This is a genomic window from Streptomyces sp. NPDC040610, from assembly GCF_055594065.1.
In genome coordinates this window covers 433,479-459,686 of record NZ_JBVIXA010000002.1, presented here as the reverse complement: position 1 = coordinate 459,686, position 26,208 = coordinate 433,479, and the positions used below count along the sequence as shown (strand labels likewise).

Below are 26,208 nucleotides of genomic sequence, written 5' to 3'. Positions count from 1 at the left end.
CGTCCCCCCCCCCCCCCCCCCCCCCCCCCCCCCCTCCCCCCCCCCCCCCCCCCCTCCCCCCCCCCCCCCCGGCCCCGGCGGCGTTCCTGCCCCGGCTCAGTCGCCCGAGCTGTCCTGGAGGAACCGCTCCACTTCGCTGGCGACGCCGGTCTTGGCCGACGACGCGCGTCCGTCGGTGCGCGTGGAGCCCTCGTGCACGCCGAGACCCCCGGACCACACGTAGCCGAACGCGGGCTCGTCGTCGACCGCCGGGCTGATCTGGATGTCGAGCTGCTTGAGCTTCGCGGCGGGCGCGGCGGCGTACAGCGTGGCCGTGACCCGGCGCTGCGGATACAGATTGAAGTCGCGGATCACGGCGCCGCCGAACTCGTCGACGAACGCGCCGTGTCCGTCCCTGCCGACGCGGACGTCGTAGTGGCGCGGGTGATCGTGCAGGTCGATGGCGAAGTAGGTGGAGCCGCGGTTGTCGAAGGTGACGTCGAAAGCGACATACGTCAGGCCCTTGGCGTCCTCGTCGCGCCCGCGCTGCGGTGTGGCCCTGCGGAGGTGGTGCACGCGGACGCGCAGCCCGGCCCACTCCTCCGACTGATACTCCTGCCAGTCTCCGACAACGTTTGGTATGTCCATCATTCCCACCTTTCCAGGCGTAAGCCTAGGAGGAACGGGCGGCGAGGGAGCCGGTTCCGAGGGGTCACGACGGCCACGCGTACGCCAGGGGCGGTCGGCCACGCCAGGTGGCCGACCGCCCCGCCGCTACTTCTTCCTGAGCTTGCAGACAGCGGTCGCGGACTTGCCCGGGTCGCTCTCCGAGCGGGCGGTGAGCGTGACGCGGTTGTGCCGCTCGGCGCCGGGGCGCGCCTTGACGGCGACGTCGACCTCGACGGAGCCGCCCGCCCGCGCGGTCGTGAGGCGGTTGGGCAGCCAGGCGGACCAGCCGCGGGCGGAGGACTTGGCGGTGAGCCGGTAGACGTCGGAGTTCAGGTACTTGTCGGCGTTCTCGGGGTGCCCGGACCGCGGGGCCTTCGCGCGCCCCGTGTTGTCCAGGTCGAAGCTGCACACGGCCCGGCGGTCGGGGTCGCCCTTGGCGTGGCCGCGGCTCAGGTCGGCGCCGCGGCGCTGCGGGCCCGCGCCGTCCAAGGACTTCACGGCGACGGTGTACGAGAGCACACCGGCGCGGGTGCGGTGCAGGTCCAGGACGTAGAAGTGCAGGCGGTTGGCGCGGTCGACGTACTCGTACTCGCTGCCGGAGTCGGCACCGGCGTGCAGGAGCGCGTCGCTGAGCTGCCGGTAGTCGCCCATGGTGATCTTCTGCGGGCTGCCGTCGGGGCGCTTGAAGTCGAGCATGTCGATGTCTTCGGGGTGGGAGTCGACGACCCAGGCGAACGGGGCGCGGTCCTGGTTCTTGGTCTTGCTGAGCAGGACGCCGTTGTCGGGTGTGAAGGAGTCCATGCCCATGCGGTCGACGACCTCGACGGTGTAGTTGTTGTAGCCGCCGCCGTCGCACAGCGGGTCGGTGGCGGGGTCGCAGGCCGGTGAGAGGTCGCGGTTCATGGCGATGTTGACGCCGCTGAGCCCCTTGTCGCCGGGCGGCGCGGAGCGCGCGGTGACGCGGGCGACGACCGTGCCGGAGTCCTTGAGCGCGTCGCGGTCCAGGCGCAGCACGTTCTTCTCGTCGACGATGCCGAGCTTCAGCTTGTCGCGCAGGATGTGCTGGGAGCCCATGGACGCGCCGTTGGCGGCCGGGATCTGCCAGCGGGTGTGCGGGCCGCCGGGGCCGTTGAAGGAGCCGCGCGACAGCATGCTCCAGATGCCGGTGTAGGCGCGGCGCACCGGTGTGCCGTAGGGGTTGTTGTAGTTGTCGGCGATGCCGAGGATATGGCTCAGCTCATGGGCGTACACGGCCATGCCGGAGCTCTCGGCCTGCGTGGAGGAGCCGTTGGAGGCGTTCGGCCAGATGCGGGCGGCCGCCGCCCACGAAGTCCACGGCACATAGCGGGTGTTGGCGGAGTTGCCCCCGGTGGAGATGGGCGCGGGCGGCCCCCACTTCGCCGGTACGTCCTGCGGTGACGCGAACTTCATCTGCCCGAACTCCTGCCAGACGGACGACTCGTCCTGCCCGGCGGTGAGATAGAAGACGAAGTCGTACTTCGCGGTCTCGGCCTCGCCCGCGTCGGCGACCCACGCCGCCTTGCCGTCGGCGCGGATGTCCTTGCCGCAGCTGAAGCCGGTCGGGCAGGCGCCCGGGTTCATCTGGGGTTCGATGCCGTACTGGAACGACTTGTGCGGCATGCGGTAGACGCCGAAGGACGTCAGGTCGACGCCGATGCGGCCGCCGGAGTCCTCCATCCAGTACTCGTTGATGGTGTGGCCCTTGTTGAGCGCGCCCGGCTTGTTGAGGAAGTCGCGGTAGAACGACGGCACTTGGCCGCGCGGCACGTTCGACGCGCTGGGCTGCGGATTCCCGAAGAGGCTTGATCCCGCCGGTTTGGTGACCGTGAACTCCTCGTCGGGGTAGTCCAGCAGCACCAGGGCGCCCTTGAAGGTCCGCTTCGTCGGCTCCAGTTCGGGGTTGGCCCAGTCGGTGCCGGGCACCGACCTGTAGTCGGCCCACGTCATGTCGTCGGGGTTCTGCCAGCGCTGCGGGTCGATCGGCCGGACGAGGGGGCGGCTGCCGGACGGCTCAGGGTTCGCCTGGGCGGGGACGGCGGCGAGCGGGGAGAGGACGAGGGCCAGGAGCGCGGCGAGGAGGCCGGCGCGGCGGGCTCGGGGGTGCGTCGTTCTAGCGCGTCGTATGGGTGTGCGGCGGAGGAACAAGGCTCACCTCTTGTCGGAGGGGGTGTGGACAAGAACATGACAAGCCGGTCAGCGGTACTTTCCGCCTGAGTCCGCTGGGGAGTCAACAGGCTTTTGGGACGGGTTGGTCCGGTGGTGTCGGTCCGGTGGTGCTGGTCCGGTGGTGCGCCGTCTGGATGCCTGTGGCGCGGGGCGTGTCACACGGCGGGCGCGTCCTCCGCCGGGATGTCGATGACGGTGAGGAAGGCGGCCGCCGCCGGGGTGCGGCTGTGGCGGCTCCAGATGACGTACTCGACGCGGGCCGGTGCGTCGGAGACCTCGACGGTGGTGACGCCGGTGAGTTGGGGCGCGTAGGCGGAGGGGAGCATGGCGATGCCGAGGCCCGGTGCGACGAGGCGGGTCATGTAGTCGGCGGCCGTCACCTCGAAGGCGACGTCCCGGCTGAGACCGGCGGCCGAGAAGGCCTGGTCGGACTGGAGACGCCCGGCCGTGCCCGCGGGGAGGTCCACGAAGACCTCGGCGGCGAGCCTGCGCAGGCCGACCGACGCCCGACCGGCGAGGGGGTGGTCCGGCGCGACCACGGCGACGAGCCGGTCGCGGGCGAGTTCGTGGGCCGCGACGCCCTGGGGCCGCGCCGTCGTGGGAAGGCCGAGGAAGGCCACGTCGAGGGCGCCCTCCCTGACCTGCTCGATGAGGTCGTCGCTCGCGCCCACGCGCAGGCTGATCCGCACCTGCGGGTACTGACGGCGGAAGTCCCGCAGCGCGCCGGGGACGTCGACCGCGGCGACGGTGGGGATCAGGCCCACGGCGAGCCGACCGCGTACCTCCCCCACCGCCGCGGCGACCTCGGCCGCCGCCCGCTCGGCGGCGTCCAGGCACTGGCGGGCCGCCGGGAGGAACGCCGCGCCGGCCGGGGTGAGGCGCACCCGGCGGCTGGTGCGCTCGAAGAGCCGCGCGCCCAACTCCTTCTCCAGGCGCGCGATCTGGTGGCTGAGGGCGGACTGGACGACGAGGCACCGCTCGGCGGCCCGGGTGAAGCTGTTCGTCTCGGCGACGGCGACGACGTACCGCATCTGCTGGAGCTCCATGGCGATCTATCTTGTACCGAGATCGATGAGCTGACAAACATGTGTTGGACTCATCGATCGCGCCGGGCGAGGCTACGGGTATGACAAGTCCAGCAGCACCGACGGGTTCCGGCGGAACCGGCGCGGGTGCTCTTCGAGGGAATCTGCCCCGCATCGCCCTGACGGCGCTCGCTCCCGCGGTCTGGGGCACGACCTACGTCGTGACGACCGAGCTGCTGCCGCAGGGGCACCCCCTGTTCGCGGGGCTGCTGCGCGCGCTGCCCGCCGGGCTCGTCGCCCTCGCGGTGACCCGGACGCTGCCGCGCGGTGCGTGGTGGGGGAAGGCCGCGGTGCTCGGCGTCCTGAACATCGGGCTGTTCTTCCCGCTGCTGTTCGTCGCCGCCGAACGCCTGCCGGGCGGGGTCGCCGCCACCCTGGCCGCGGCATCGCCCCTCATGGTCGCGGTCCTGGCCGTGACGGTCCTCCACGAGAGCCCCTCCGTACGGCGCTTCGTCTGGGGCGCGGTCGGTGCCGTGGGGGTCGGGCTGGTCGTCATCAGGCCGAACGCCGGATTCGACGCCGTCGGCGTGGTGGCGGGCCTCGCCGGAGCGGCCACGATGGCGCTCGGCGTGACGCTCACCAAGCGCTGGGGGCGGCCCGCCGGGGTCGGCCCCACCGCGTTCGCGGGCTGGCAACTCGCCGCCGGTGGACTGTTCCTGCTGCCCCTCACCTTCCTCGCCGAGGGGGCACCGCCCGCGGTGGACCTGTCCGCCGTGCTCGGCTACCTCTGGCTGGGGCTCGTCGGCGGCCTGATCACGTTCGTGCTGTGGTTCCGCGGCATCACCACCCTGCCCGTCACGTCCGTGGCGGTGCTCGGCCTGCTGTCGCCGCTGGTGGCCGCCGTACTCGGGGCCGCCGTGCTCGGCCAGACGCTGGGCCCGGTCCAACTCGTGGGGTTCGGGCTCTCCCTGGCGGCGATCGTCGCGGGACAGCTGCCGCCGTCGAGGCACGCACGTGAGTTCGCATCCGCGCCCGGTCCCACCCCCGGACCGGGACCCGCACCCGGTCCCACCCTCAACCCCACCCCTGCTTCCGCTTCCGCACCCGTATCGAAAGGCACACCCCGATGAAGATCGCCGTAGTAGGAGCCGCAGGCATGGTCGGCTCCCGTGTCGTCAGCGAAGCCGTCGACCGCGGCCACGACCTCATAGCCGTGTTCCGGAGAACGCCGACGGCCGCCCTGCCGCCCGGCGTGACCGCCGTCGAGGGCAACGCCGAGGACCTCGACCACATGAGCGCCCTGTTCGGCGGCGTCGACGCGATCGTGGCCGCGACCCGCCCCGCCCCCGGCCACGAACACACGGCGGTGCCGACCACGACGGCGCTGCTCGACGCGGCCGCGACGGCCCGCACCCGCATCCTCGTCGTCGGCGGCTCCGCACCCCTGCGGGCACCGGGCCACCCCGACCGGCTCGTCCTCGACACCCCGGAGTACGTGCCGCAGGAGTGGCGCGGCATCGCCGCCGCGAGCGCCGCGCAACTGGACGTCTGCCGTGCGCACCCGGCGGCCGACTGGGTCTACCTCAGCCCGCCCGCCCTCCTCGAACCGGGGCTCCGCAGCGGTGCGTACCGACGCGGCACCACCACCCTCGTCACCGACGCCGACGGGGTGTCACGGATCTCGGCCGAGGACCTGGCCGTGGCGGTCCTCGACGAACTCGAGAACCCGCGCGAGGAGCGGCATTTCACGGTCGGCGAGAGCTGACAGGACCCACCCCGCGGCCGGGGCCGCCGTGGCCTGCGGCAGGATGGGCCCGTGCCGACCGAGACAGAGCAAATCGAGCTGAGCGAAGACGAACTGCGGGAGATCACGGGCTACGCGGCCGACTGCGCCCGACGGGTCCTTGCCGTCTTCGAGAAGGAACTCCCCGTCGACACCCGCCCTCGCGAAGCCATCGAGGGGGCCGACGCCTTCGCCGCGGGCGAGCGGCGCACGACCGCTCTGCGGCAGAGCGCGTGGGCCGCGTACAAGGCGGCGAAGGAGGCCGCGTCGCCCGCGGCCGCCGCGGCCGCGTGGTCGGCGAGCCATGCGGCGGCGGCCGCGTTCCTCCACCCCAAGGCCAGCGCCCATCAGGTGAAGCACATCGTCGGTGCGGCGGCGCACGCGGCGCGGGCGGAGGAGCTGGTCGCCGGGGACGACCCGCGCGTCGGTGCCCGGACCCTGGAGTGGGCGCGGCAGCACGCACCGGCGGCGGTCGTCGCGGTCCTCGGCCGACTGCCCGCCGCACCTCCCGGGGGCGGGCGCGTGGGCGATTTCATCCGCGACCTCGACGCGGGGCTGCGCGCCTGAGCCACGGCGGAGGGCGCCGGATCGCGCGCCCGCACCTCGGAGAAGCCGCCGCACCCCGCGCCCGAAGCGCACGGAAATTGCCGCGCACCCCAGGCATCCCAGGCGCTACGGTCCTGGGATGCCTGATGAGGACGGATACTTCGGGGAAGAGATCGCGGCGACCTACGACGAGTCCTCGGCGGACATGTTCCGGCCCGAGGCCGTGGACCCGGCGGTCGACCTGCTCGCCGAACTGGCTGGTGACGGGGAGGCGTTGGAGTTCGGCGTCGGCACCGGCCGGATCGCGCTGCCCCTGGCGGCCCGCGGCGTCCCGGTCCACGGCATCGAGATGTCCCGCGCGATGGCGGCCCGCCTGCGGGACAAACCCGGCGGCGACGCCGTCGGCATCAGCATCGGCGACTTCGCCACGACCCGCGTGCCGGGCACGTACACGGTGGCCTATCTCGTCTACAACACGATCAACAACCTGACCACGCAGGACGCCCAGGTCGCCTGCTTCCACAACGCCGCCGACCATCTGCTGCCCGGCGGCACCTTCGTCGTCGAGGTCGGCGTACCGGACCTGCGCCTCCTGCCGCCCGGCCAGACCGCCGTGCCGTTCCGCATCGGCCCCACGGAGTGGGCGTTCGACACCTACGACGTCGCCACCCAGGCGATGAGCTCGAACTACGTCACGATCACCGACGGCCGCGCCGAGCACTGGGCCGTCCCGTTCCGGTACGTGTGGCCGGCCGAGCTGGACCTGATGGCGCGGCTCGCCGGGCTGCGGCTGCGGGACCGGTGGGAGGAGTGGTCGCGGGCGCCGTTCACCGGCGAGAGCACGAAGCACGTGTCGGTGTGGGAGAAGCCCCGCGACTGACCGCCGGACGGGTCGGCGGAACGACCGGGCCGCCGGACCCGGGCATCGGAGTGGCTGATTCGCCGGACCCGGCCATCGGAGCCACGACGGCCCCGCCGACCCGTCCTCACGGCGAAGCCAGCAGCGCCCCGGCCGCCCGCCCGAAGACCCGCGCGGCCACCCGCGCCACCACCGGGTCCAGAACCCGGGGCAGCCACCGGATCCGCAGCTCCTCCCGCCAGACCACCCGCGCCCCCTGCCCCGTCGGCCGCACCTCGATCTCGGCCCAACCCCGCACCACCGCACCGTGCTTGACCAGACGGCACAGCCCGCTCTCCGCCGCGTCCGGCGGCCGCCAGACGGTGACCTCCATCGGATCGTCGAACGCCAGCGGCCCGATCCCGGAGCGCGCCGTGAAGACGGTGCCCACGCCGTGCGGCGGGCCGCCGGAGACGGTGACGCGGGTCAGGGGCACGACCCGGCCGTGCCGCTCCCAGTCCGTCAGCCGCCGCCAGGCCTCGGCCGGGCTGAGCGGAGTGGCGCGTTCGACGCGGAAGAGGGCCATGGGGGGATGGTAGGCAGGGAGCAGCGCGGAACAGTCCGTACCACGGCGACGGATCGGCGACTCCGGCGGTGAGTGCGCTCGCGCGGTCCGGGGCGTCACGGGCGCGGCGGGCGCCCGCGACGCCTTGCGGAGGTGCGGCTGCCCCGCCGACGCCGGCAGCCGCACCCCTTCCGCACCGCCTGAGGGGGGAGGCGGTACCGGGCGCCCGTGCCTGACAGCGTGGGACACCTCCGCGCTGCCGGTGCCCACCACGCTCCCGGCCCCCGGGCGACCGCCTCATCCTCCCGAGCGGCGGCGCGTCCCGGCATCCGTAACGCGCCGGGATCCGTATACGTAGCGGCCGGGCGGGCCCGGCCGGGTGCGGCGCGGCATACGTACGTACGTGATCGCCCGCCCCAGGAGCGGTCAATCCGTCAACGAACCGGGGATCTCCGCGCGCGAACGGAGGCCGAGCTTGGTGAGGATGCGCTCGACATGGGTGTCCGCGGTCCGCTTGGAGATCACCAGGCGTTCGGCGACCTCCCGGTTGGACAGGCCACCCGCCACCAGCTCGGCGACCTCCCGTTCGCGCGGGGTGAGGGAGTCCGAGGGCCGCGCCTGCCGGGCTCCCGGCACGCACCGCGCCGACGTCGGTACGTCGACATCGGCGCGCACCGCTTCCAGGATCTCCGTGCCGGTCATCCGCGCCCCCAGGTCGTGCCAGCGCTCGAACGCGGCGGCGCCGAGCGCGTCCCGCACGGCGAGCTGCGTCGACTCCTGCTGTTCGAGGAGCGAGGGCATCATCGCCACCGGGTCGCCGGTGAGGCGCCGCGCGCTCTCGGCGTACCCGAGCAGCCACGCCGCCCGGGTGTACCGGCGCTGCCCGGCCGCGTGCCAGCCGAGGCCCAGGCAGCAGAGTGCGGCGACCAGGACGTCACCGACCTCGCTGACCGCGTCCAGGGCCCGCCGGAGCGGGGGTGCGCTCTCCTCGTGCCGCCCGGCGAGCCACAGGACCACGCCCTGCACCATCAGCGTCGAGGAGTACAACTGCCGGTCGCCGGTGCCCTCGAGGTGGGCGAGACCGATCGCGCACAGGTCGAGCGCCCCGTCGATGTCGCCGAACACGGCCCGCAGCAGCGCGCCCTCGTAGTGCACCACGCCCATGCCGAGCGCGTCCCCGGCCGCCACGATCCGCAGCCGCCCCCGCTCCAGCGCGGCCAGGCCCTCCTCGACCTCGCCGCAGAGCGCGCGCATCGCGCCGATGTACGCGTCGGTGAACAGCAGCACCCGCTCCTCGCCGCACCGCTCGGCGACCTCCCGCGCGTCCGCGAAGCGGCCGGGCGCCGCCTCCAGATCACCGCTCCACACCGCGAGCACCCCGTCGAGCAGCAGCCCCCAGGCGCGCTCCCAGCAGTCCTCGGGCACCAGGTCGAGCCCCTTGTCGATCCAGTACCGCCCTTCCGAGAGCGTCCCCGCAGCCCGCCAGAACGACGCCAACTGGGCGGCGAGCCACAGCCCCTGCCGGGCCCGGCCAGGTGCGGCGAAGGCGTACCGCAACGCCGCCCGCACGTCCGTGACCTCGGCGCGCATCGTCCGGAACAGCTCGGCCTGCGCGTCCGTCAGGACGTCGTCCCACAGCCGCTGACCCAGCCGCCGGTAGTACGCGAAGTGCGCCTCGCGCACGGCTGCCATGCCCTCGGTCTCCGCCAGCCGCTCGGCGCCGTACGCGCGCAGCGTGTCCAGGAGCCGGTAGCGGCCCGTGCCCGCGCCGAGGTGCTGCACCACCGACTTGTCGACAAGCCCGACCAGCGTCTCCAGCACATCCTGCGGCGCCAGTTCACCCCCGCCGCACACCCGCTCCGCCGTGGCCAGCTCGAAGGACCCCGCGAACACCGAGAGCCGCGCCCACAGTTCGCGCTCCCGGGGCAGGCACAGCTCGTACGACCAGTCGATCGCCGTACGCAGCGTCTGGTGCCGGGCCGGGGCGGTGCGCCGCCCGCCGGTGAGGACCCCGAAGCGCTGGTCGAGCCGGGCCACCAGGTGGCCGAGGGGCACGGCCCGCAGGCGTACGGCCGCGAGTTCCAGGGCCAGCGGGATGCCGTCGAGGCGGCCCACGAGTGCGCTGAGCTGCGCCTGGTTGTCCTCACCCGCCGTGAAGCCCGGTGCCACGGCGGTGGCGCGCTGCACGAACAGCTCCACCGCGTCCTCCGCGGCGAGCGGCGCGAGGGACAGGCACTGCTCGCCGGGCACGTCCAGGGGCTGCCTACTGGTGGCGAGCACACATGCGTCGGCGGCTTCCCGCAGCAGGACGTCGCAGAGCATCGCGCAGGCGTCCACCAGATGCTCGCAGGTGTCCAGGACGATCAGGAGCCGCCGTCCCCGCAGATGTGCCACGACCGCGTCGAGCGGCTCCATTCCCGCCTGTTCGGGCAGTTCGAGGACGGCGGCGAGCGTCGCGGGCACGAGCTCCGGATCCCGCAGGCCCGACAGCTCAGCCAGCCAGACGCCGTCGGGGAACCTCTCCCCGAGCCCCTCGGCCGCGCGCAGCGCCGTACGGCTCTTGCCGACACCGCCCGGCCCCACCAATGTGACCAGCGGAGCCTGCGTGAACGCCGCCCGCACCCGCGCGATCTCCGCCGTGCGCCCGACGAAACTGGTCCGCTCGACGGGCAGTTGCCCACCGCGCCGCTGCCCGAAGCCGAATCCCATGACGCCCCCGTGCCCGTCGACCGCCGCATCCCGCGCCGGTCGACTGTCGCCTCTGTTGTCCCAACCGCCTGTCTCGACCGCCGTACGGGATACGTACTTCCGCTTCTGTACGTATGCGTACGGCCGCTCAGTGTCAACGGCGCGAGGGGGCTTCGGTGACGCCCCGGACGGTGCTGTCCGAGGCGTCACCTGCGGGGGTGTCTCACATACGGGTGTCGTCGACCACCGGGACGGCGGGGGCGGCCGGGCCGTGCCGGTCGGCGCCGGAGCCGGCCGAGCGCCGCGACGCGGCCGGGGGCTCGGTGCTGCAGAAGGCGGGTTCGAGGGTGTTGGTCAGGCCCTGCGTCACCGAGGTGTTGTTGGAGGCGTTGCCGAAGACGACGACGGTCTTCTTGCCGTCGCGGGTGGCGAAGGACTGCGTCTGGAATCCCTGCACGATGCCGCCGTGGCCGTACACCGTGCCGCAGGACAACTCGATCGCGCGCAGCCCGAGCCCGTAGGAGACCTTGGCGGTGGGCGTGGGCAGGGTGGTCGTCATCTCCTTCACCGAGGCGTCGGAGAGCAGCCCGCCGGAGCGGCCCTTGAGCAGCTTGGTGAGGAACCGGTCCAGGTCGGCCGCGGAGGAGATGACGGCGCCCGCGCTGCCCACCCAGGAGCCGTTCTGCTCGGTGGAGTCCAGGAGCGGCTTGGTGCGGTCGTCGTTGGTGAGGTAGCCGGTGACGTGCTTGCCGGTGATGGTCTTGGAGGGGACCACGTACGAGGTCTTCTTGAGCTTCAGCGGCTCGATGATCTGCTTGCGCAGGGCCTTGGCGTACGAGCCGCCGGTGAGGTGCTCGATCGCCATGCCGAGCAGGACGTAGTTGGTGTTGGAGTACGCGTACTTGCTGCCCGGGGTGAACTGCTTGCCGTGCTTCACCGCCATCGCCACCATGTCGGCGGGCTTGTAGACGGTGTTGCGGATGCGCTCCTCGAACGCCTTGGTGGTCTCCTCGCCCTGCTGCTCGAGCAGGTCGTTGGTGTGGTCGAAGATCCCGGAGCGGTGCTGCATGACCTGGCGTCCGGTCATGTCCCAGCCCTCCGGCAGGGTGCCCGCGGGGAGGTAGTCGCGCAGCGGCTTGTCCAGGTCGATACGGCGCTGCTCGGCGAGGCGCAGCACGAGCACGGACGTGAACATCTTGGTGTTGCTGCCGACGCGGAAGCGCCAGTTGGCGTTCATCGGCGTGCCGTCGAGGTCGGCCTTGCCGACCGCGAAGCTCTGCTTGGGGCCGACGTGGTCGCGGATCTCCGCGAACGCGCCCGGCGCGCCCGCGGTGACGGTGCGCTCAAGGGCGGCACGGACGGCCGCGGGATCGGCTGCCGCCGCGTTGCCGCCGGTCGCGGCCTTGTCCCCGGCCGGCTGCGCCACGGCGGTGGTCGCGCCCACCGCCGCGAGCACCACGCCGGTCACCGCCACGGTCGCCGAACGAGAGAACGCATTTCTCACCATAGGAAGTTTCCCCACTTGCCTGTCGGGCCCTGGTCCCGGGCCCATGTGATCGAGATCGTAGCGGGCGGCGGCTCAACGCCCTCCAACTTTTCATAATGCAAAGTTAACTGATGGTCTGTCCGCGCGGCGGGGTAAGTGGGAACATGCTTCAGCCTGTGCAACTGCGTACTTAGAATCCGGGCTATCCGAACGGACTGAAGACGGCGCGCCGCCTTGCGGCGGGGGAGGACTGACGTGACAGGGAGCGCGTTCCACGCGGACGGCATCGACACGAGCGTTCCGCATCCGGCTCGTATGTACGACTGGTTCCTCGGCGGGAAGGACAACTACCCCGCCGACTGGGCGGCCGCGGAGGAAGTGGTCCAGCTGATGCCCGGCGCCAAGGAGACGGCGTGGGCCAACCGCGAGTTCATGCACCGGGCCGTGCGCTTCGTCGCCGACCGGGGAGTGCGGCAGTTCCTGGACATCGGCACCGGAATCCCCACGGAGCCGAACCTCCACCAGATCGCCCAGGAGGTCGCCCCCGACGCCTGCGTGGTCTACACCGACAACGACCCCATCGTCCTTCGCCACGCGGAAGCGCTCCTGCGCGGCAGACCTGAGGGCCGCACCGCGTACGTCCAGGCCGACCTGAGAGACCCCGAGTCGATCATCGCGTACGCCCGTACGCACCTGGACTTCGACCGCCCGATCGCCCTGTCGCTGATCGCGCTCCTGCACTACGTGACCGACGAACAGGACCCCCAGCACATCGTCGACACCCTCCTGGAGCCCCTGGCGCCCGGCAGCCACCTCCTGCTGTCCCACGTCACCCACGAGTTCAACCCCGGCATCTGGGAACGCATAGACGAGATCTACCGCAGCGGTGGCACCCCGGTACGGGCGAGGTCGCGCACCGAGGTGTCGGCGTTCTTCGCCGGGTTCGAGCTGTGCGAGCCGGGCGTCGTCGTGGGGCCCAAGTGGCGGCCGGACCTGGCGATGAAGGTGCGCGACGAGGAGATGCCGGTGTACGTGGGGGTGGCGCGCAAGCCGTGAGAAGGGCACCATCGAGGGCCTTATTTCCGGCATTTAGTAAGATCTCTGACTCCTGATGCTACTCTCCGTTGCGATTCGGCAATCATGAGCAACGTGTAGAGGTGTGCGTGAAGGTCGTCTGCGTGGGAGGCGGGCCCGCGGGTCTGTACCTCTCCATCCTGCTGAAGCGTCAGGACCCGTCCACCGAGATCACCGTGTACGAGCGGAACCCGGAAGGCTCGACCTATGGGTGGGGCGTCACGTACTGGCGTGGACTGCTGGACAAACTGCACGCGCACGACCCCGAGTCCGCGCGGGCCGTCGAGGAGCACTCCGTGCGGTGGCACGACGGGATCGCCCATGTGCGGGACCTGACGACCCGCCACCACGGGGACGAGGGCTTCGGGATCGGTCGGCACCGGCTGCTCCGGATCCTGGCCGAGCGGGCCCGGTCCCTCGGCGTGCGGCTCGAGTTCGCGCACGAGATGGAGGTCGGCGCGCTGCCGTCCGACGCCGATCTCGTCGTCGCGGGCGACGGGCTGCACAGCGCCCTGCGGACCGATGCCGCCGACCACTTCGGCACCGAGGTCAGGGCCGGGCGCAACCACTACACCTGGCTCGGCACCACCAAGGTCTTCGACGCCTTCCACTTCGCCTTCGTGGAGACCGAGCACGGCTGGGTCTGGTGCTACGCCTACGGGTACGGCGCGGAAGGCAGCACCTGCGTCGTCGAGTGCGCCCCCGAGACCTGGACCGGCCTCGGCCTCGACCGCGCGGACGAGGCCGACGGACTCGCGCTCCTGGAGGAACTCTTCGCCGACCTCCTCGACGGCCACCGCCTCATCGGCCGCTCCGCCGGCGACGGCCGCCCCCAGTGGCTGACCTTCCGCACCCTCACCAACCAGCGCTGGTACCGCGACAACGTCGTCCTGCTCGGCGACGCCGCCCACACCACGCACTACTCCATCGGCGCCGGTACGACCCTCGCCCTGGAGGACGCCATCGCGCTCGCCGACGCGCTGCGCGCGCACCCGGACCTCCCCGACGCCCTCGGCGCGTACGAGCAGGAGCGCAAGTCCGCCCTCCTGCCCGTGCAGAGCGCGGCCCGCTACAGCGCCCAGTGGTACGAGAACCTGCCCCGGTACCTCCAGTTGCCGCCGCACCGAATGTTCGCCCTCCTCGGGCAGCGGCACTCACCGCTCCTTCCGCACATCCCGCCGCAGCTCTACTACGGCCTCGACAAGGCCGTGGGACGGCTGACGGCGCTGCGTCGGCTCAAGCGGTGGCTCGGCCCGAAGGTCGCACGGGCCGCGCACGCGCGCGCGTTGGCTCCCCGATAGGGTCCGGGGCCGCGTCCTTGCGGGGGCGCGGCCCGGGCGTCGGGGGCGGCTTCGTAGAGTTAGCGCCATGTTGGCGGAATCCCCCCTGATACAGAGCCTGCGGACAGCCGTCGCCGCGGCGCCCGACGACGTCCCCCTGCGGCTGCACCTGGCCGCCCTGCTCCTGGACGCGGGGCACGACGACGCCGCGGTCGCCGAGACGGCCGTCGCGCTGCAGCGCGCGCCCGGGGACGCGGAGGCCCGGCGGATGATGGCGCGGGCGATGGGGGTGGGTGGGCCTGAGGTCGCGCCCGCGCCGGTGGTCGCGTCAACGGCGGAGGTTGCGCCCTCGCCGGTGGTCGCGGCAGTCGCGCAGGTCGCCCCCGCGGCGGACATCGCGCCTGCCCCACACGCAACTCCCGCCCCGCAGGCCGTGCCCCCTCAGGAGACCCCGCCCGCTCAGCAGCCCGACTCCGCGTCGCCCGCCCGCCCGGGCTTCGACTGGAAGGCCGCCCAGGACCAGGTCGGCGACGTGCTCCCGCCCCGGTTCGTCGAGGCGCCGCTGGCCGTCGACGGGAGCGGGGACGCCGGGGACGCCGACGCGTGGGACGTGGAGCGGCCGGGGTCGGTCCGCCTCGCCGACGTGGGGGGTATGCAGGAGGTCAAGGAGCGCCTGGAGGCCGCGTTCCTCGCGCCGCTGCGCAACCCCGAGCTGCGCCGCGTGTACGGCAAGAGCCTGCGCGGCGGGCTCCTGCTGTACGGGCCGCCCGGCTGCGGCAAGACCTTCATCGCGCGGGCCGTCGCCGGTGAACTCGGCGCCGCGTTCCTGTCGGTGTCGGTCAACGACGTGCTGGACATGTGGATCGGCAACTCCGAGCGCAACATGCACGAGATCTTCCGCACCGCACGCCGTCAGGCCCCCTGCGTGGTCTTCCTCGACGAGCTGGACGCGCTCGGCGGCAAGCGCAGCCGCAGCCAGAGCAGCGGCATGCGCAACACCGTCAACCAGCTCCTGACCGAGCTCGACGGCGTCGACGCGGGCGCCAACGAGGGCGTGTTCGTCCTCGCCGCCACCAACGTGCCCTGGGACGTGGACATCGCCCTGCGCCGCCCGGGCCGCCTCGACCGCACCCTGCTCGTGCTGCCGCCCGACGGCCCCGCCCGCGAGGCGATCCTCCGCTACCACCTGCGGGACCGGCCCATCGAGAACGTCGACCTGGGCAAGCTCGTCAAGGCCACCGACGGCCTGTCCGGCGCCGACCTGGCCCACGTGTGCGAGGCCGCGGCCGAGAGCGCGCTCCTCGACTCGGCGCGCACCGGCACCGTGCGCCTCATCGACATGAAGGACCTGCTCGCCGCCGCGCGGCAGGTCGTGCCGTCCACCGAGCCGTGGTTTGCGTCCGCGCGGAACGTGGCGATGTACGCCAACGACGGCGGCATGTACGACGACCTGGTGGCCCACCTCAAGAAGAAGCGGAAGCTGTGACCACGATCCACCCCGCCGTGGAGCGGGCCGACGCCCTCATCGACCTGGCGCGGTACGACGAGGCGAGCGCGCTGCTCGCCCAGCGCATCGCCGAGGACCCGGCCGACGTCCGCGCCTGGGCCAAACTCTCCCGTTGTCACCTGGACGCGGGCCGCCCGGACGAGGCGCTCGCGGCGGCCGACGAGGCACTGAAGCTCGACCCGGAGGACGTGGGCGGGCTCCTCATGCGGTCCTACGCGCTGCGCCGGGTCGGCGGCGCCCGCATGCCCGAGGTCGAGCAGGTCCTGCGCGAGGTGGTACGCCTCGCCCCGGAGTACTGGCTCGGCCACGCGCTCCTCGCCGACGTCGTGTTCATCACGAACATCGTCAGCCGTGGCCAGGCCAACGGCGGCGAGGTCTCGCGCGAGGACATGGACATCTCGGCGCGCCTCGCCGAAGTACACGTCCAGGAGGCGCTGCGCCTGGGGCCCGAGGAGGTCTACGGCTACGAGGTCGCGTACAAGATCGCGTCGCTCGCGGGCAACGGCGCCGCCGCCGACCAGCTCGACCTCGCCATCCTGAGGCTCGACCCGAACCACCCGCAGGCCCTGGAGCGGCAGACCCGCAAGGCCGCCGACACCCCCGGCGTCAAGGCCGTGGAGGCAGCCGACCTGTACGCCGCCGGGCTCGCCGCCGCCCCGGACTCCGAGGAGCTGCGGCGCGGCCTCGACCACGCCACGTACCGCATGCTGCGGGGCGTGCGCTGGCTCGCGCTGCTGTGCCTCGGACTCGGCGCCACGATGATCGACCTGTTCGCCGTCGACGGCGAGACCCAGCGGGACCTGCCCGTCGAGCTCGGCCAGCGGCTGTGGTTCCTCGTCCCGATGAGCGCGATCTGGGCCGTCGGCGCCCTGCTGCGCTACCGCCGTCGCCGCACCGGCGTCCAGCTGAACGTGCAGTCGCTGCTCCGGCGCGGCCGCTGGGCCCGTGTCGTGGTCGCCCAGGCGGCCTGGGCCGTGCTCTGCACCCTCCTCGTCACCCAAGTGCCCTGGACCGACCGGGCCGTGCCGACGGTGCTGTTCTGGGCCGGTCTGGTGCCGACGTTCGCCACGGTGTGGTTCGACCGGAGGAAGACGGGCTGAGCGGGCCCGGGCAGCCCGCGGTGCGCCGCGGACATTGGATACTGGCTGCTGACAGCTCCGCCCATCCAGGAGAAGCGCCGTGAGTGAATTCGAGGCGATCGACGCGCTGCTCGCGGCCGCGCCCGACGCCACCCCGCTGCCCCCCGCCGAGCGGCGCCGGCTGCTGCGCGAAGAGCTCGGCCTGTCACGGGCGCAGGTCGCCCGCGCCATGGGGGTCAGCTCGTCGACGCTCGCCGCGTGGGAGGCGGGGCGCGATCCCAGCGGGGAGCTGCGCGGGCGGTACGTGTACTTCCTGCGGCAGGCCGAGGAGCGGCACGGTCGGCGGGGGGAGGAGGGGGGCGGGGCCTCGGACGACCCGGCCGGGCCCGGCTCCGGACCCGCGGCGGCACCGGAAGCGGCCGCCGCAGCGGAAGCCGCTTCGACGCGGACCGCACCCGCCGACTCCGAAGCCGTCTCGACGCAGGCCGCGTCCACGGGCTCCGAAGCCACCGACGACCAGGACGAACTCGCCGAGCCCCGCCCCTGCGTGCTGTGCGGTCAGCCCGCCCGGCATCAGGTGGAGGGCTATCCGCAGCATCTCGACCCCGCCGAGTGTGCCGCTCCCGCACCGGAGCCTCCGGCCGCCGTCGCTGCACCCCCGGCCGCCGCGCCGGAGCCCCAGGCCCCCGCCCCCCGGTCGGTCCCCTCCACCGCGCAGCGGCCCTCCGGCTCCGCCCCGCAGCGTGTCGTGCGCAGCCCCGGCCGGGGCATGAAGGTCGTCCCGGTGGGGCGGCGCGCGCAGGCCGCTTCCGATGTGCCCGACCTGATCGGGGACGCGGTCGCCGGGGCGCTCGCCGAGCACTCAGGCGATGTGGATGCGGCCACGGCGGCGCTGGTGAAGCGCGCGATCCCGGACGCCATGGCGCTGCTCGACGAGACCCGCAAGGGCGCCCGTTACGACGTCGTCGCCCACCCCTGGGTCCCCGACATCCTGCGCAAGCAGACGGCGCGCGGCGCCGACCGGATCTGGGAGGGACGCCCCAAGTGGACCCGCGGCGAACTGCCGCCCGGCGCCCACGAGGTGACGGCGCTCGACATCAACGGCGCCTACCTCTCCGCCCTCAAGACCCATCTGCCGATCGGCCAGCTGGAGCACTCCACCGGCTTCGACCACGACCACCGCCGCGCGGGCGTCCACCTCATCACGCCGCCCGACTGGCACCACGACGACGTCCTGCCCAACCCGCTGGGCAACCGCGACGAACCGGGCCCCCTGTGGATCACCGAACCCACCCTGCGGCTGCTCCTTCGCCTGTCGGGCCCGAAGTACGGCCTGTGCGACCCGCCGGAGATCCACGAGTCGTTCACGTCCGGCGCCACCGAGAACCTCCTGGAGAAGTTCCGTGTCGCCCTGAAGGACGCCCGGGACGCGGCGATCGCCGCGCAGGACGAGGTGACGCTGGAGTACGTCAAGGCGATGTACTCGAAGTTCGTCTCCACGATGGGCGAGTCGAACTACAACCGTGAGCTGTACCGCCCCGACTGGATGCACCTCATCCGCTCCCAGGCGTTCTCCAACCTCTGGACGAAGGCGTACAAGGCACACCGCGAAGGCCTCGCCGTCGTCCGCGCCATGGGTACGGACGAACTGCACGTCATCGGCGACTGGCGGGCCGTGTTCCCCGAGGGGCGCGGGGTGACGGAGGTGAAGGTCAAGGACACCTACACCGTCGGCACCGCCGAAGAGCCCGCGGCGCGCTGAGTTCGCGCGGCGCGGTGGCTCCGCGGCCGGGGCTCACCAGCCGTCTCCGGCTCTCACCAGCGGTACCACCGCCCCCTGCGGCCGCCGACGCCGGCCGGGCGGACGAAGAAGCCGATCAGCCACGCGACGATCACGACGGCAGCCACCAGCCACAGGAACTTCAAGGCGAAGCCCGCGCCGAACAGCACGAGCGCGATCAGCAGAACCAGCAGCAAAGGAACCATGTCGTTCCACCTCCGCCGCACCGAGTGCCCCTTCCCGGGGCCCCTATGCGGCGGGCGGCGGCCGGTCCGGGTCAGTCCCAGACGCTCTTGCCCTCGTCCGACGCCCCGCCGTCCCCGCCCGCGGTGCCGTCGCCGGGACCCCGCTCCCGTACGTACAGAAGCAGGAACGAACAGGCGCCCGCGGCGCCCGCGACGACGCAGACCACCTCGGTGACGTCGGTCCCGAACAGCGTCATCAGGTCCGGGTCGCCCGCCGCGAGGGCCACGATCTGGCCCGCGACGACGGCGCAGCCGCCGAGCAGGAAGGCGATGAGCAGGACGCGGGTCGCGCCGAGCAGGAAGACGCGCAGGAAGCTGTGCACGACGTTGTGCATGATGGCTCTCCTTCTCTCTTCATCAGGCTCACTTCACGAAGCTGTCGTCATGAGGCTCTCTTCGGGAGCCGGTCAGCCCGGGATCCACAGCACGCCCACCGCCATCAGGACGCCGAACAGATAGGTCGGCACCAGGTAGTAGAGGGCGACGGGCAGGAAGATGCGGGCGGGGTTGATGTCGGCGATGCCCGCGGCCACGTACAGGGGCGCGGCCCCGGGGGGCGAGCAGCCCTCGGACGAGGCCCACACGATGACCGACGCGAAGGCCACGTGGGCGGGGATGCCGGCGGCGGTGAGCGCGGCGAAGGCGACGGGGCCGACGGCCGCGAGGGTGGACGTGGTGTTGAGGGGGCCCGCGACGATGACGAGGACCAGGCCCACGACGAGCGCCGCGACCAGGGGAGGGACGCCCTGGAGGTCTTCGAGGTACGGGGCCAGCTGCTCGCCGAGGCCGAGCCGGGAGAGGACCTCCGACGCGGCGAACGCGGACACCATCGTCACGCCCACGAGCCCCAGCTTCGGGCCGATCTCGCCGAGCGTCCGCCACCAGTCGGCCCCGCCGTGCGGCAACGCCCGCCGCTCCACGAGCAGTCCGGCGACCAGCATCACCACCGGCAGCCACATCAGCAGCGGCACCGCGTCCGTCGCGTCGAGCCCGTCCAGGCGGTCCGTCGCCCAGTCACTGCCGGGCGAGGTGGTGAGGAGGACCGGGACGGCGACGGCGGCGAGGACCAGCAGGGACGTCCAGCCCGCGCCGAACGTCTGCCGCAGCGGCCGGATGTCGGCCGCGGCCATCGTGCCCACGCCCCGCCACCGGACGATCGTGTACGCGACGACGAGCCGCATCGCGACCATCCACGCCCCGGTGACGAACAGCGTGGCGACGACATCGTGCGAGGACAGCACGGGCACGACCGTCGGCGCGGCCAGGAGTACGAAGAACGCGCCGCTGAACGGGAAGGTCGCGCCGACGCCCGCGTTGCCGGACAGCACGAGCGCGGCCGTCTCCCCACTGGCCCGCGACCGCTTCATCCACGGGATGGCCAGCGAGCCGACGGTGGCGACGATCGCCGCGCCGTTGTGCGCGACGGCGCCGAACAGACCGGAGGCCACCGTCGCCGCGTACGCGGAACCGCCCTTGCGGCGGCCGAGCAGCGAGCTGAGGATGTCGATCATCCGGTGCACGAGGCCCGTCCGCGTGAGCAGTTCGCTGACGAAGACGAACGCGAGCGCCGCGAACGTGATCTCCGACTTCAGGCCCTCGACGAGGCTCTCCCAGGCCACGCGCGGCGCGTCGGTGCCGCCGAATGCCGCGCTCGCGAGGAACCCGAGCACCATCGCCTCGCCGATGTTCCGCCGGAAGCCGACGTTCCAGATGACGATGACTCCTATGAACGCCACCAGGGCGAGGATCGCGTTCATCGGCTCGGGTCTTCGAGTCCGGCCGCGCGGTACGCCGAGAGTGCGGGGGCGGCGGTGAGGTGGCGCAGCAGCGCGGCGGCCTCGGAGCGGTGCCGCGCGTGCGCGCCGAGCGCGATCGAGAGGTCGGTGTAGTGCTGGACCTCCTCGGGGAACGGGCCGACGACCCGGGCGTCCGGCACGAACCGCAGCTCGCTCAGCTGCTGCACGGCGAGGTCCGCCCGCCCGTCAGTGACCGCGAGCGCCGTGAACCCCTTGTCGACCACCGTGGCCCGGGAGTTGACCTCCGCCGCGATGCCGAGCCGGTCGAGCAGCGCCGCGAACGCGACCCCGCTCGCCCCGGTACGCGAGTACGCCACCGACCGCGCCGACGTCAACGCCCGCACGAGCGCCCCGGTACTGGAGAGGTCGACGGCGGGCGCACCCGGCGGCACGGCCACCCCGATGCCGACGCGCGCGAGCGGCCGCAGCGAGGCCCGGTCGAGCACCCCCGACGCGGCCAGCTTCTCCAGGCCGCCCGTCACACCGACCATGACGTCGGGCCGCGCGCCGCCCGCGATCTGCTCAAGCAGCACGTTCGTGGGCTCGTACACCCCCTCGACATCGATGCCGGTGGTGCCGGCGAACGCCTCCAGGACGGTGTCGTCCAGCGCCTTCTTGATGGCGAGCGCACTGAACAGGGCTACGGGGCGCGGGAGTTGAGGGGAGAGGGGCGCGCGCTGCTCCTCGGTGAGGCGGGCGTGGCCCGTGCCGTGGAGCAGCAGGAAGATCCGCGCCGTCTGCTCCACCTCCTCCACGGCCTCCAGCGCCGCGTCGAGCCCGGGAGCCGCCACCACCGGGCCGTGGTGCCGCAGCAGCAGCGCCGCGTGGGTACGGGCCTTCTGCTCGGCCGGGCCCGCGAGCCGCGCGTCCCCCGGCGCGAAGTAGGGGAGCAGCGGGAGGCGTCCGACGCGCATCGCGTAGTAGGCGGTGAGCGGCGGCAGCGCGTCGTCGACGTCGAGGCCTTCGAGGCACGACACGGCGGCGGCGTGCGGGGAGTGGGTGTGCACGACGGCCCGCGCGTCCGGTCGTGCCCGCAACACCGCCACGTGCAGGAACGCCTCCTTGGACGGCGGCGGTCCTTCGAGGTGGGCACCGTCGGCGTCGATGACGGACAGGTCCTCGGCCGTCACGGCCGCGAGGTCGACACCGGTCGGCGTGATCAGGATGCAGCCGTCGGCGGTACGCAGCGACACGTTGCCGGTACGCCCGTGGACGAGCCCGCGTGCGGCCAGGGCGTGCGCGGTGGCGACGACGGCGGCGCGCCCGGAGGGGTGGGAGAGCGCGGCGCCGGGTGCGTGCGAAGGGTGCGAGAGGGCGGCGGTGGGCGGGGGTGGGGGCTGGTCGGGGTGGAGGGGTGAGGTGCCGGGAGCGGTGGTCGGGGGCGGGTTGGTGGTCATGGGCGGGCTCCTTGGGGACGGTCTTGCGGGGAGGGGGACTGGGGTGGGGGAGATGGGGGGTCCTGGGGGTGGGGAGGAGAAGGGGCGAAAGGGGAGTGGGAGGGGGCGGAGTGGGTGGAGTGGGCTGGAGACGTGGGGGTGTTGGGGGAGGAGGCGTCCTTGGGGTGTGAAGGAGGGTGAGCCAGGGACGGGGGCTGGGTCGGGGGAGGTGCCGACGTGGTCGTCAGGAAGTCGGGGGTGCCGAAGTTGCCGGACTTGAGCAGCAGCACGATGTCGGGGCCGGACGTGGGGCGCAGCCACGGCACGCCCGGGGCCGCGGCGCGGCCGATCCAGCCGCCCGTGATGCCGAGCGAGGCCACCACGGAGCCCGACGTCTCACCACCCGCCGCGACGACGCGCCGTACGCCGCGTGTCACGAGCCCGGCGGCGATGCGGCCGGTGGCGTCCTCGAGGACGGCCGCGGCCCGCTCGGCACCCAAGGCCTCCTGGACGGCGCGGAGTTCGCCGGGGCCGACGGACGAGTGGATCACGGGTGCTCCGCGGGGCGAGCCGGGCGCCAGCGCGTCGTACCAGTCGAGCGCCCGCCCGGCCAGCACTGCCGGATCGGGCTCGGCGACGGGATCGAGCCGGTGCATGGGCCGTCCTTGCGCGCGCAGGGCGTCGAGTTGTTGCAGGGTGCGCGCGGAGCAGCTTCCGCTGAGGACGACCGCGGGCCAGGCCTCCAGGGGGTCCCCCTCGTCGTCCGCGTCGAGGGTGCCGCCCGGGGTCGCGCGTGCGAGCCCGCCCGCGAGCCCGGCCGCCCCCGCCGTGAGCGGCGCGTCGGCCGCCGCCTGGCCGAGGGTGCTCAGGTCGTCCTCGTCGAGCGCGTCGGCCAGCAGATAGCGGACACCGCGCGCGGCGGCCTCGGTGACGTGCGCGCGGACGGCGTCGGCGCCCGCGCGCACGGTGCTCCACCGGACCAGCTCCACCGGGCGGTCCGTCTGGGCCCGGAGCAGCCGGGGCAGCGACGAATCCGTCATCGGCGTCACCGGGTGGTGCCGCATGGGCGACTCGGCCAACGGCTCGCCGTTCACGAAGAGATGGCCCTCGTACTGGGTGCGGCCGTGCTGCGGGGAGCTGGGCGTCAGGAGCACGGCCGGGGCGTCCAGGGCGTCGGCGAGCGCGTCCAGGACCGGGCCGATGTTGCCGTCGGCGGTGGAGTCGAAGGTCGAGCAGAACTTGAAGTACACCTGCCGCACGCCGTGTTCCCGCAGGCGGCGCAGGGCTTCCAGTGACTCCGCGCCGGCGTGCGCGGGGGTCGCCATCCGGCTCTTGAGCGCGACGACGACCGCTTCGTGCCCGTCCGGCGGTGCCGCGTCCGCGTCCGGCACCCCGAAGTACAGGACGGTCCGCAGCCCGCTCTCGCGCAGGGCCAGGGCCACATCGCTGGCTCCGGTCACATCATCGGCGATCACTCCGAGCATGGCGTGCCCCCTTTCATCCCTGCTGAACCTTTCGAGGCTATTGCCCCTTCTGTGTCAGCCGGGGCGGCCTGTGCGGCCTCGCCGACCGCGATGCGCAGAGCACGGGCCGCGCTGTGCGGCCCGGTGTGGACGGGCAGCCCGAGCGCGGCGGCCAAGTCCTCGGCGTGCGGCGCCAACGAGTACTGGGCCAACAGCACCCCGTCCGCGCCGCCGGGATCGGGGCGGTCCCCCGGTGTGATCACCCGACCGACCGCCTCCACGGGCGAGTCGGCGGACCGCGCGGCGGCCCGGAACCGCTCCAGGGAGTCGTCCAACGCCCCGGCGAAAGAGGCGAGGACGAGGACCCGGCGATGGCCCCCGGCGAGCGCGGCGGCGAAGACGGCCGAGTCCGCCGCGAGCACCGGGACGGGCACACCGGCGCGCTCGGGCGCTGGTCCGTAGAGCGAGTCGGAGTGCCCGTGGCGCGAGTCGGCCACCGCCCCGTGGAGCGAGTCAGCCACCAACCCGTGGAGGGACTCGGCCACCGGCCCATAGAGCGAACACGTCAGAAGCACCCCCTGGGCGCCGCCCTCGACGGCGTACGCGATGAGCCGCCGCATCCGGTCGGCGAGCGCCGGAGTGAGCCCGCCCTGCGCCTCGGCGTCGGGGAGCAGCGTGTCGTCGAGCAGATTCCAGGGCTCGGCCTCGGGGAAGGCGTCGGCGAGCCCGGCGACGGCGGGACCGATCGCCGCCGGGGTGGCGCTGATGAGCGCGATGCGCGGGCGGGCGCGAGGGGGCAGGGGGCGGGGGCGCGGGCGGGCGGAGGCGGTCATGCCGTCACCTCCGTGACCCAGCCGAGCCCGGCGACCGTGCCGTGCGCGGGCCGGTACTCGCAGCCGATCCAGCCCGCGTACCCGGCCGTGCGCAGCTCCTCGAAGACCCGCGGCCAGCGGATCTCGCCGCTGCCCGGCTCGGTGCGGTCGGGCGGGTCGGCGATCTGGAGGTGCGCGGCGTACGGCAGGCAGGCGCGCAGGGTCCGGACGAGATCGCCCTCGGTGACCCGGGCGTGGTAGAGGTCGAGGAGCAGTCCGGCCCGGTCGTGGCCGACGGCTTCCACGACGGCCAGCGCCTGGGCCTGGGTGCGCAGGAAGTATCCGGGCGCGTCGCGCTGGTTCTGCGCCTCGACGACGACGCGCACCCCGGTGCCGTGCGCGCGGTCGGCGGCCCAGGCGATGTTCGTGACGTACGTGGCGAAGGCGCGCTCGGGGCGCACGTCAGGGGGTGTGACTCCGGCGAGGACGTGCAGGAGCCCGGCGCCCAGCTCGGTGGCGTACTCGAGGCCACGCTCGATCCCGGCGCGGAAGTCCGCGGCGCGGCCCGGGTGGCAGGCGAGGCCGCTCCGCTCCGGCGAACCGGCCGCCCCTGCGGGCGAGTTGATGAGCACCTGTCGCAGCCCGGCGTCCCGAAGCAGGCCGCGCAGCCGCGCCGGGGGATACGGGTACGGGTCGGCGTACTCGACCCCCGCGAAGCCCGCAGCGGCCGCCGCGTCGAAGCGTCGCTCGAAGGGCAGCTCCGTGAACAGCCACTTGAGGTTGGCGGCGAGGGGCGGGCCGTCCGGGACGCGGAGGGCTCCGGGAGGCGCAGGCGCTCCCGGGGGCGCGGAGGCCGACTTTCCCGGTAGTGTCCCCGGCACGTCGTCGCCCGCCATCACAGCGCCTCCGAGCGCGCCGCGCCCCACTCCGGATTCACGACGTGCTCGGGATCCCGCCCCGACAGGACGTCGATCACCTGCCGGGCCGCCGCGAGGCTGGAGCGCGACCGGGCCTCCGCCGTCGCGCCCGCGATGTGTCCTGTCACCAGGACACTGCCGAACGCCCGGAGCCTGGAGTCCGCGGGCAGGGGCTCCTGTTCCGTCACATCCAGGGCGGCCCCCGCGAGTCGGCCCTCGGCGATCGCGTCGGCGAGGGCTTCCTCGTCGACGACGCCGCCCCGCGCGGTGTTGATGAGATACGCGCCGGGCCGCATCCGGCGCAGCGCCGCCCCGTCGACGAGGTGCCGGGTCGAGTCGTCCAGGGCGAGGTGCAGCGTCACGAAGTCGGCCTCGCCGAGCACCTCTTCCAGGGACAGCGCGGCCACCCCGGTCTCCGCGTGGAACGCCGGATCCAGGTGCGGATCGTGCCCCACGACGCGCATGCCGATGGCCAGGCCGAGGCGCGCCACGGTCCGCCCGATCGAGCCGAGCCCGACGACCCCGAGCGTCGCGCCCGCCAACTCCCGCCCGCTGGGCTGCGACCAGCCACCCGCCCGTACATCGGCGACGCTCTGCGGAATCCCGCGGGCGCAGCTCACCATCAGCCCGAGCACATGCTCGGCGACGGACCGGCGGTTGGCGCCGGGGGTGTGGGTGACGGCGACGCCGCTCCGGGTGGCCGCGGTCACGTCCACGTTGTCGTAGCCCGCGCCGCAGCGGGCCACGACCCGCAGTGCGGGGGAGGCGTCGAGGACCGCGGCCGGGAACGGGTCGGTCCCCGCGACGATGCCCGCGGCGCGCGTGTCGGCGACGGCCGCGGCCAGGGACCGGCCCGTCGCGCGCCGGTCCGCGGGCCGCGCGAAGACCGTACGCAGTCCGGCCTCCCGCAGCAGCCGGTCGACCTCGCCGCCGGGTTCCAGATACGCCGTGGTCACGAGCACCACGGCCGAGCCGCCGTCCGGAGGGGCGTGGAGCGGGGGCGTGGCAGGTGTGGCAGGTACGGCAGGCATGGAGGCCCTCCTCGATCACTCGCTATACTATAGCGATATGCAAAATAGTATAGGATCTGGCCGTGATCAAGAGTGGGGGACG

23 protein-coding genes are annotated in these 26,208 nt (G+C 73.4%); 9 read left to right on the top strand and 14 right to left on the bottom strand.

From position 1 onward, the window contains the following. Window positions 1–96 precede the first annotated feature (96 nt). The 3 genes from ACZ6AA_RS08565 to ACZ6AA_RS08555 form a co-directional block, all read right to left on the bottom strand. Window positions 97–627 (bottom strand): hypothetical protein, encoded by a 531-nt coding sequence (locus tag ACZ6AA_RS08565; RefSeq protein ID WP_469002068.1) that lies wholly within the window; start codon window positions 625–627, stop codon window positions 97–99. A gap of 126 nt (window positions 628–753) precedes the next feature. Further along, window positions 754–2,814: a M6 family metalloprotease domain-containing protein gene (locus ACZ6AA_RS08560; RefSeq protein ID WP_471456988.1), complete on the bottom strand. Its 2,061-nt coding sequence runs from the start codon at window positions 2,812–2,814 to the stop codon at window positions 754–756. Between the two features lie 176 nt (window positions 2,815–2,990). Then, window positions 2,991–3,881, bottom strand: coding sequence for a LysR family transcriptional regulator (locus ACZ6AA_RS08555; RefSeq protein ID WP_468458870.1), 891 nt, complete (start codon window positions 3,879–3,881; stop codon window positions 2,991–2,993). Window positions 3,882–3,961: 80 nt separating this feature from the next. On the opposite strand from ACZ6AA_RS08555, the gene ACZ6AA_RS08550 reads away from it, so the two are divergent. From ACZ6AA_RS08550 to ACZ6AA_RS08535, 4 genes are all read left to right on the top strand, one after another. Next, window positions 3,962–4,990 carry an EamA family transporter gene (locus tag ACZ6AA_RS08550; protein ID WP_471456986.1) on the top strand — a complete coding sequence of 343 codons (1,029 nt, stop codon included), beginning with the start codon at window positions 3,962–3,964 and terminating at the stop codon, window positions 4,988–4,990. Then, a complete protein-coding gene (locus ACZ6AA_RS08545) occupies window positions 4,987–5,625 on the top strand; it encodes an NAD(P)-dependent oxidoreductase (protein ID WP_471456984.1) in 639 nt (212 codons plus the stop codon). Before ACZ6AA_RS08550 ends, ACZ6AA_RS08545 begins: the two co-directional genes overlap by 4 nt. 51 nt (window positions 5,626–5,676) lie before the next feature. Further along, window positions 5,677–6,210: a putative immunity protein gene (locus ACZ6AA_RS08540; RefSeq protein WP_471456982.1), complete on the top strand. Its 534-nt coding sequence runs from the start codon at window positions 5,677–5,679 to the stop codon at window positions 6,208–6,210. A 118-nt stretch (window positions 6,211–6,328) separates the two neighbouring features. Beyond that, window positions 6,329–7,069, top strand: coding sequence for a methyltransferase domain-containing protein (locus ACZ6AA_RS08535; protein ID WP_468458862.1), 741 nt, complete (start codon window positions 6,329–6,331; stop codon window positions 7,067–7,069). A 106-nt stretch (window positions 7,070–7,175) separates the two neighbouring features. On the opposite strand, the gene ACZ6AA_RS08530 is transcribed toward ACZ6AA_RS08535, so the two are convergent. The 3 genes from ACZ6AA_RS08530 to ACZ6AA_RS08520 all read right to left on the bottom strand — a co-directional run bounded on the left by ACZ6AA_RS08530 (window position 7,176) and on the right by ACZ6AA_RS08520 (window position 11,787). After that, a complete protein-coding gene (locus ACZ6AA_RS08530; protein ID WP_468483159.1) occupies window positions 7,176–7,613 on the bottom strand; it encodes an SRPBCC family protein in 438 nt (145 codons plus the stop codon). A gap of 405 nt (window positions 7,614–8,018) precedes the next feature. Further along, the gene (locus ACZ6AA_RS08525) at window positions 8,019–10,301 is read right to left on the bottom strand and encodes an ATP-binding protein (RefSeq protein ID WP_471456979.1); all 2,283 of its coding nucleotides are present in this window, start codon (window positions 10,299–10,301) and stop codon (window positions 8,019–8,021) included. A gap of 202 nt (window positions 10,302–10,503) precedes the next feature. Next, complete coding sequence (locus ACZ6AA_RS08520; RefSeq protein ID WP_468483156.1) at window positions 10,504–11,787, bottom strand: serine hydrolase domain-containing protein; 1,284 nt, start codon at window positions 11,785–11,787, stop codon at window positions 10,504–10,506. A 234-nt stretch (window positions 11,788–12,021) separates the two neighbouring features. Between ACZ6AA_RS08520 and ACZ6AA_RS08515 the strand changes: the two genes are divergently transcribed. The 5 genes from ACZ6AA_RS08515 to ACZ6AA_RS08495 all read left to right on the top strand — a co-directional run bounded on the left by ACZ6AA_RS08515 (window position 12,022) and on the right by ACZ6AA_RS08495 (window position 18,468). After that, the gene (locus ACZ6AA_RS08515) at window positions 12,022–12,822 is read left to right on the top strand and encodes an SAM-dependent methyltransferase (RefSeq protein ID WP_471456977.1); all 801 of its coding nucleotides are present in this window, start codon (window positions 12,022–12,024) and stop codon (window positions 12,820–12,822) included. Between the two features lie 101 nt (window positions 12,823–12,923). Then, window positions 12,924–14,141, top strand: a complete 1,218-nt coding sequence (locus ACZ6AA_RS08510) for an FAD-dependent monooxygenase (protein ID WP_468458852.1) — start codon at window positions 12,924–12,926, stop codon at window positions 14,139–14,141. 67 nt (window positions 14,142–14,208) lie between these two features. Continuing rightward, window positions 14,209–15,606, top strand: a complete 1,398-nt coding sequence (locus ACZ6AA_RS08505; RefSeq protein WP_471456975.1) for an ATP-binding protein — start codon at window positions 14,209–14,211, stop codon at window positions 15,604–15,606. Then, window positions 15,603–16,727: a tetratricopeptide repeat protein gene (locus ACZ6AA_RS08500; RefSeq protein WP_471456973.1), complete on the top strand. Its 1,125-nt coding sequence runs from the start codon at window positions 15,603–15,605 to the stop codon at window positions 16,725–16,727. Before ACZ6AA_RS08505 ends, ACZ6AA_RS08500 begins: the two co-directional genes overlap by 4 nt. Window positions 16,728–16,806: 79 nt before the next feature. Then, a complete protein-coding gene (locus ACZ6AA_RS08495) occupies window positions 16,807–18,468 on the top strand; it encodes a helix-turn-helix domain-containing protein (protein WP_471456971.1) in 1,662 nt (553 codons plus the stop codon). Window positions 18,469–18,521: 53 nt separating this feature from the next. Here ACZ6AA_RS08495 and ACZ6AA_RS08490 read toward each other — a convergent pair whose 3' ends face one another. The 8 genes from ACZ6AA_RS08490 to ACZ6AA_RS08455 all read right to left on the bottom strand — a co-directional run bounded on the left by ACZ6AA_RS08490 (window position 18,522) and on the right by ACZ6AA_RS08455 (window position 26,126). Beyond that, window positions 18,522–18,692, bottom strand: a complete 171-nt coding sequence (locus ACZ6AA_RS08490; RefSeq protein ID WP_468458844.1) for a hydrophobic protein — start codon at window positions 18,690–18,692, stop codon at window positions 18,522–18,524. A gap of 71 nt (window positions 18,693–18,763) precedes the next feature. Continuing rightward, a complete protein-coding gene (locus tag ACZ6AA_RS08485; RefSeq protein ID WP_468458842.1) occupies window positions 18,764–19,066 on the bottom strand; it encodes a hypothetical protein in 303 nt (100 codons plus the stop codon). A gap of 72 nt (window positions 19,067–19,138) precedes the next feature. Further along, the gene (locus tag ACZ6AA_RS08480; RefSeq protein ID WP_471456969.1) at window positions 19,139–20,488 is read right to left on the bottom strand and encodes a TRAP transporter large permease subunit; all 1,350 of its coding nucleotides are present in this window, start codon (window positions 20,486–20,488) and stop codon (window positions 19,139–19,141) included. Beyond that, window positions 20,485–21,924, bottom strand: coding sequence for a class II aldolase/adducin family protein (locus tag ACZ6AA_RS08475; RefSeq protein WP_471456967.1), 1,440 nt, complete (start codon window positions 21,922–21,924; stop codon window positions 20,485–20,487). Before ACZ6AA_RS08475 ends, ACZ6AA_RS08480 begins: the two co-directional genes overlap by 4 nt. After that, window positions 21,921–23,387: a 3-oxo-tetronate kinase gene (otnK, locus tag ACZ6AA_RS08470; protein ID WP_471456965.1), complete on the bottom strand. Its 1,467-nt coding sequence runs from the start codon at window positions 23,385–23,387 to the stop codon at window positions 21,921–21,923. Before otnK ends, ACZ6AA_RS08475 begins: the two co-directional genes overlap by 4 nt. Then, on the bottom strand, window positions 23,375–24,199 hold the full coding sequence (locus ACZ6AA_RS08465; RefSeq protein WP_468483148.1) for a hypothetical protein: 825 nt from the start codon (window positions 24,197–24,199) through the stop codon (window positions 23,375–23,377). The genes otnK and ACZ6AA_RS08465 overlap by 13 nt, the downstream gene beginning before the upstream one ends. Further along, window positions 24,196–25,074: a hydroxypyruvate isomerase family protein gene (locus ACZ6AA_RS08460; protein WP_471456963.1), complete on the bottom strand. Its 879-nt coding sequence runs from the start codon at window positions 25,072–25,074 to the stop codon at window positions 24,196–24,198. The genes ACZ6AA_RS08465 and ACZ6AA_RS08460 overlap by 4 nt, the downstream gene beginning before the upstream one ends. Continuing rightward, window positions 25,074–26,126, bottom strand: a complete 1,053-nt coding sequence (locus ACZ6AA_RS08455; protein WP_468458830.1) for a phosphoglycerate dehydrogenase — start codon at window positions 26,124–26,126, stop codon at window positions 25,074–25,076. The genes ACZ6AA_RS08460 and ACZ6AA_RS08455 overlap by 1 nt, the downstream gene beginning before the upstream one ends. Window positions 26,127–26,208 lie beyond the last annotated feature (82 nt).

Excerpts from the sequence above, each read along its gene's own strand:
- ACZ6AA_RS08455 (WP_468458830.1), bottom strand. The coding sequence starts at position 26,126 with ATGCCTGCCGTACCTGCCACACCTGCCACGCCCCCGCTCCACGCCCCT.
- ACZ6AA_RS08555 (WP_468458870.1), bottom strand. The coding sequence starts at position 3,881 with ATGGAGCTCCAGCAGATGCGGTACGTCGTCGCCGTCGCCGAGACGAAC.
- ACZ6AA_RS08535 (WP_468458862.1), top strand. The coding sequence starts at position 6,329 with ATGCCTGATGAGGACGGATACTTCGGGGAAGAGATCGCGGCGACCTAC.
- ACZ6AA_RS08565 (WP_469002068.1), bottom strand. The coding sequence starts at position 627 with ATGGACATACCAAACGTTGTCGGAGACTGGCAGGAGTATCAGTCGGAG.
- otnK (WP_471456965.1), bottom strand. The coding sequence starts at position 23,387 with ATGCTCGGAGTGATCGCCGATGATGTGACCGGAGCCAGCGATGTGGCC.
- ACZ6AA_RS08545 (WP_471456984.1), top strand. The coding sequence starts at position 4,987 with ATGAAGATCGCCGTAGTAGGAGCCGCAGGCATGGTCGGCTCCCGTGTC.
- ACZ6AA_RS08465 (WP_468483148.1), bottom strand. The coding sequence starts at position 24,199 with ATGACCGCCTCCGCCCGCCCGCGCCCCCGCCCCCTGCCCCCTCGCGCC.
- ACZ6AA_RS08490 (WP_468458844.1), bottom strand. The coding sequence starts at position 18,692 with ATGGTTCCTTTGCTGCTGGTTCTGCTGATCGCGCTCGTGCTGTTCGGC.
- ACZ6AA_RS08530 (WP_468483159.1), bottom strand. The coding sequence starts at position 7,613 with ATGGCCCTCTTCCGCGTCGAACGCGCCACTCCGCTCAGCCCGGCCGAG.
- ACZ6AA_RS08485 (WP_468458842.1), bottom strand. The coding sequence starts at position 19,066 with ATGCACAACGTCGTGCACAGCTTCCTGCGCGTCTTCCTGCTCGGCGCG.
- ACZ6AA_RS08525 (WP_471456979.1), bottom strand. The coding sequence starts at position 10,301 with ATGGGATTCGGCTTCGGGCAGCGGCGCGGTGGGCAACTGCCCGTCGAG.
- ACZ6AA_RS08460 (WP_471456963.1), bottom strand. The coding sequence starts at position 25,074 with ATGGCGGGCGACGACGTGCCGGGGACACTACCGGGAAAGTCGGCCTCC.
- ACZ6AA_RS08475 (WP_471456967.1), bottom strand. The coding sequence starts at position 21,924 with ATGACCACCAACCCGCCCCCGACCACCGCTCCCGGCACCTCACCCCTC.
- ACZ6AA_RS08550 (WP_471456986.1), top strand. The coding sequence starts at position 3,962 with ATGACAAGTCCAGCAGCACCGACGGGTTCCGGCGGAACCGGCGCGGGT.
- ACZ6AA_RS08480 (WP_471456969.1), bottom strand. The coding sequence starts at position 20,488 with ATGAACGCGATCCTCGCCCTGGTGGCGTTCATAGGAGTCATCGTCATC.
- ACZ6AA_RS08505 (WP_471456975.1), top strand. The coding sequence starts at position 14,209 with ATGTTGGCGGAATCCCCCCTGATACAGAGCCTGCGGACAGCCGTCGCC.
- ACZ6AA_RS08520 (WP_468483156.1), bottom strand. The coding sequence starts at position 11,787 with ATGGTGAGAAATGCGTTCTCTCGTTCGGCGACCGTGGCGGTGACCGGC.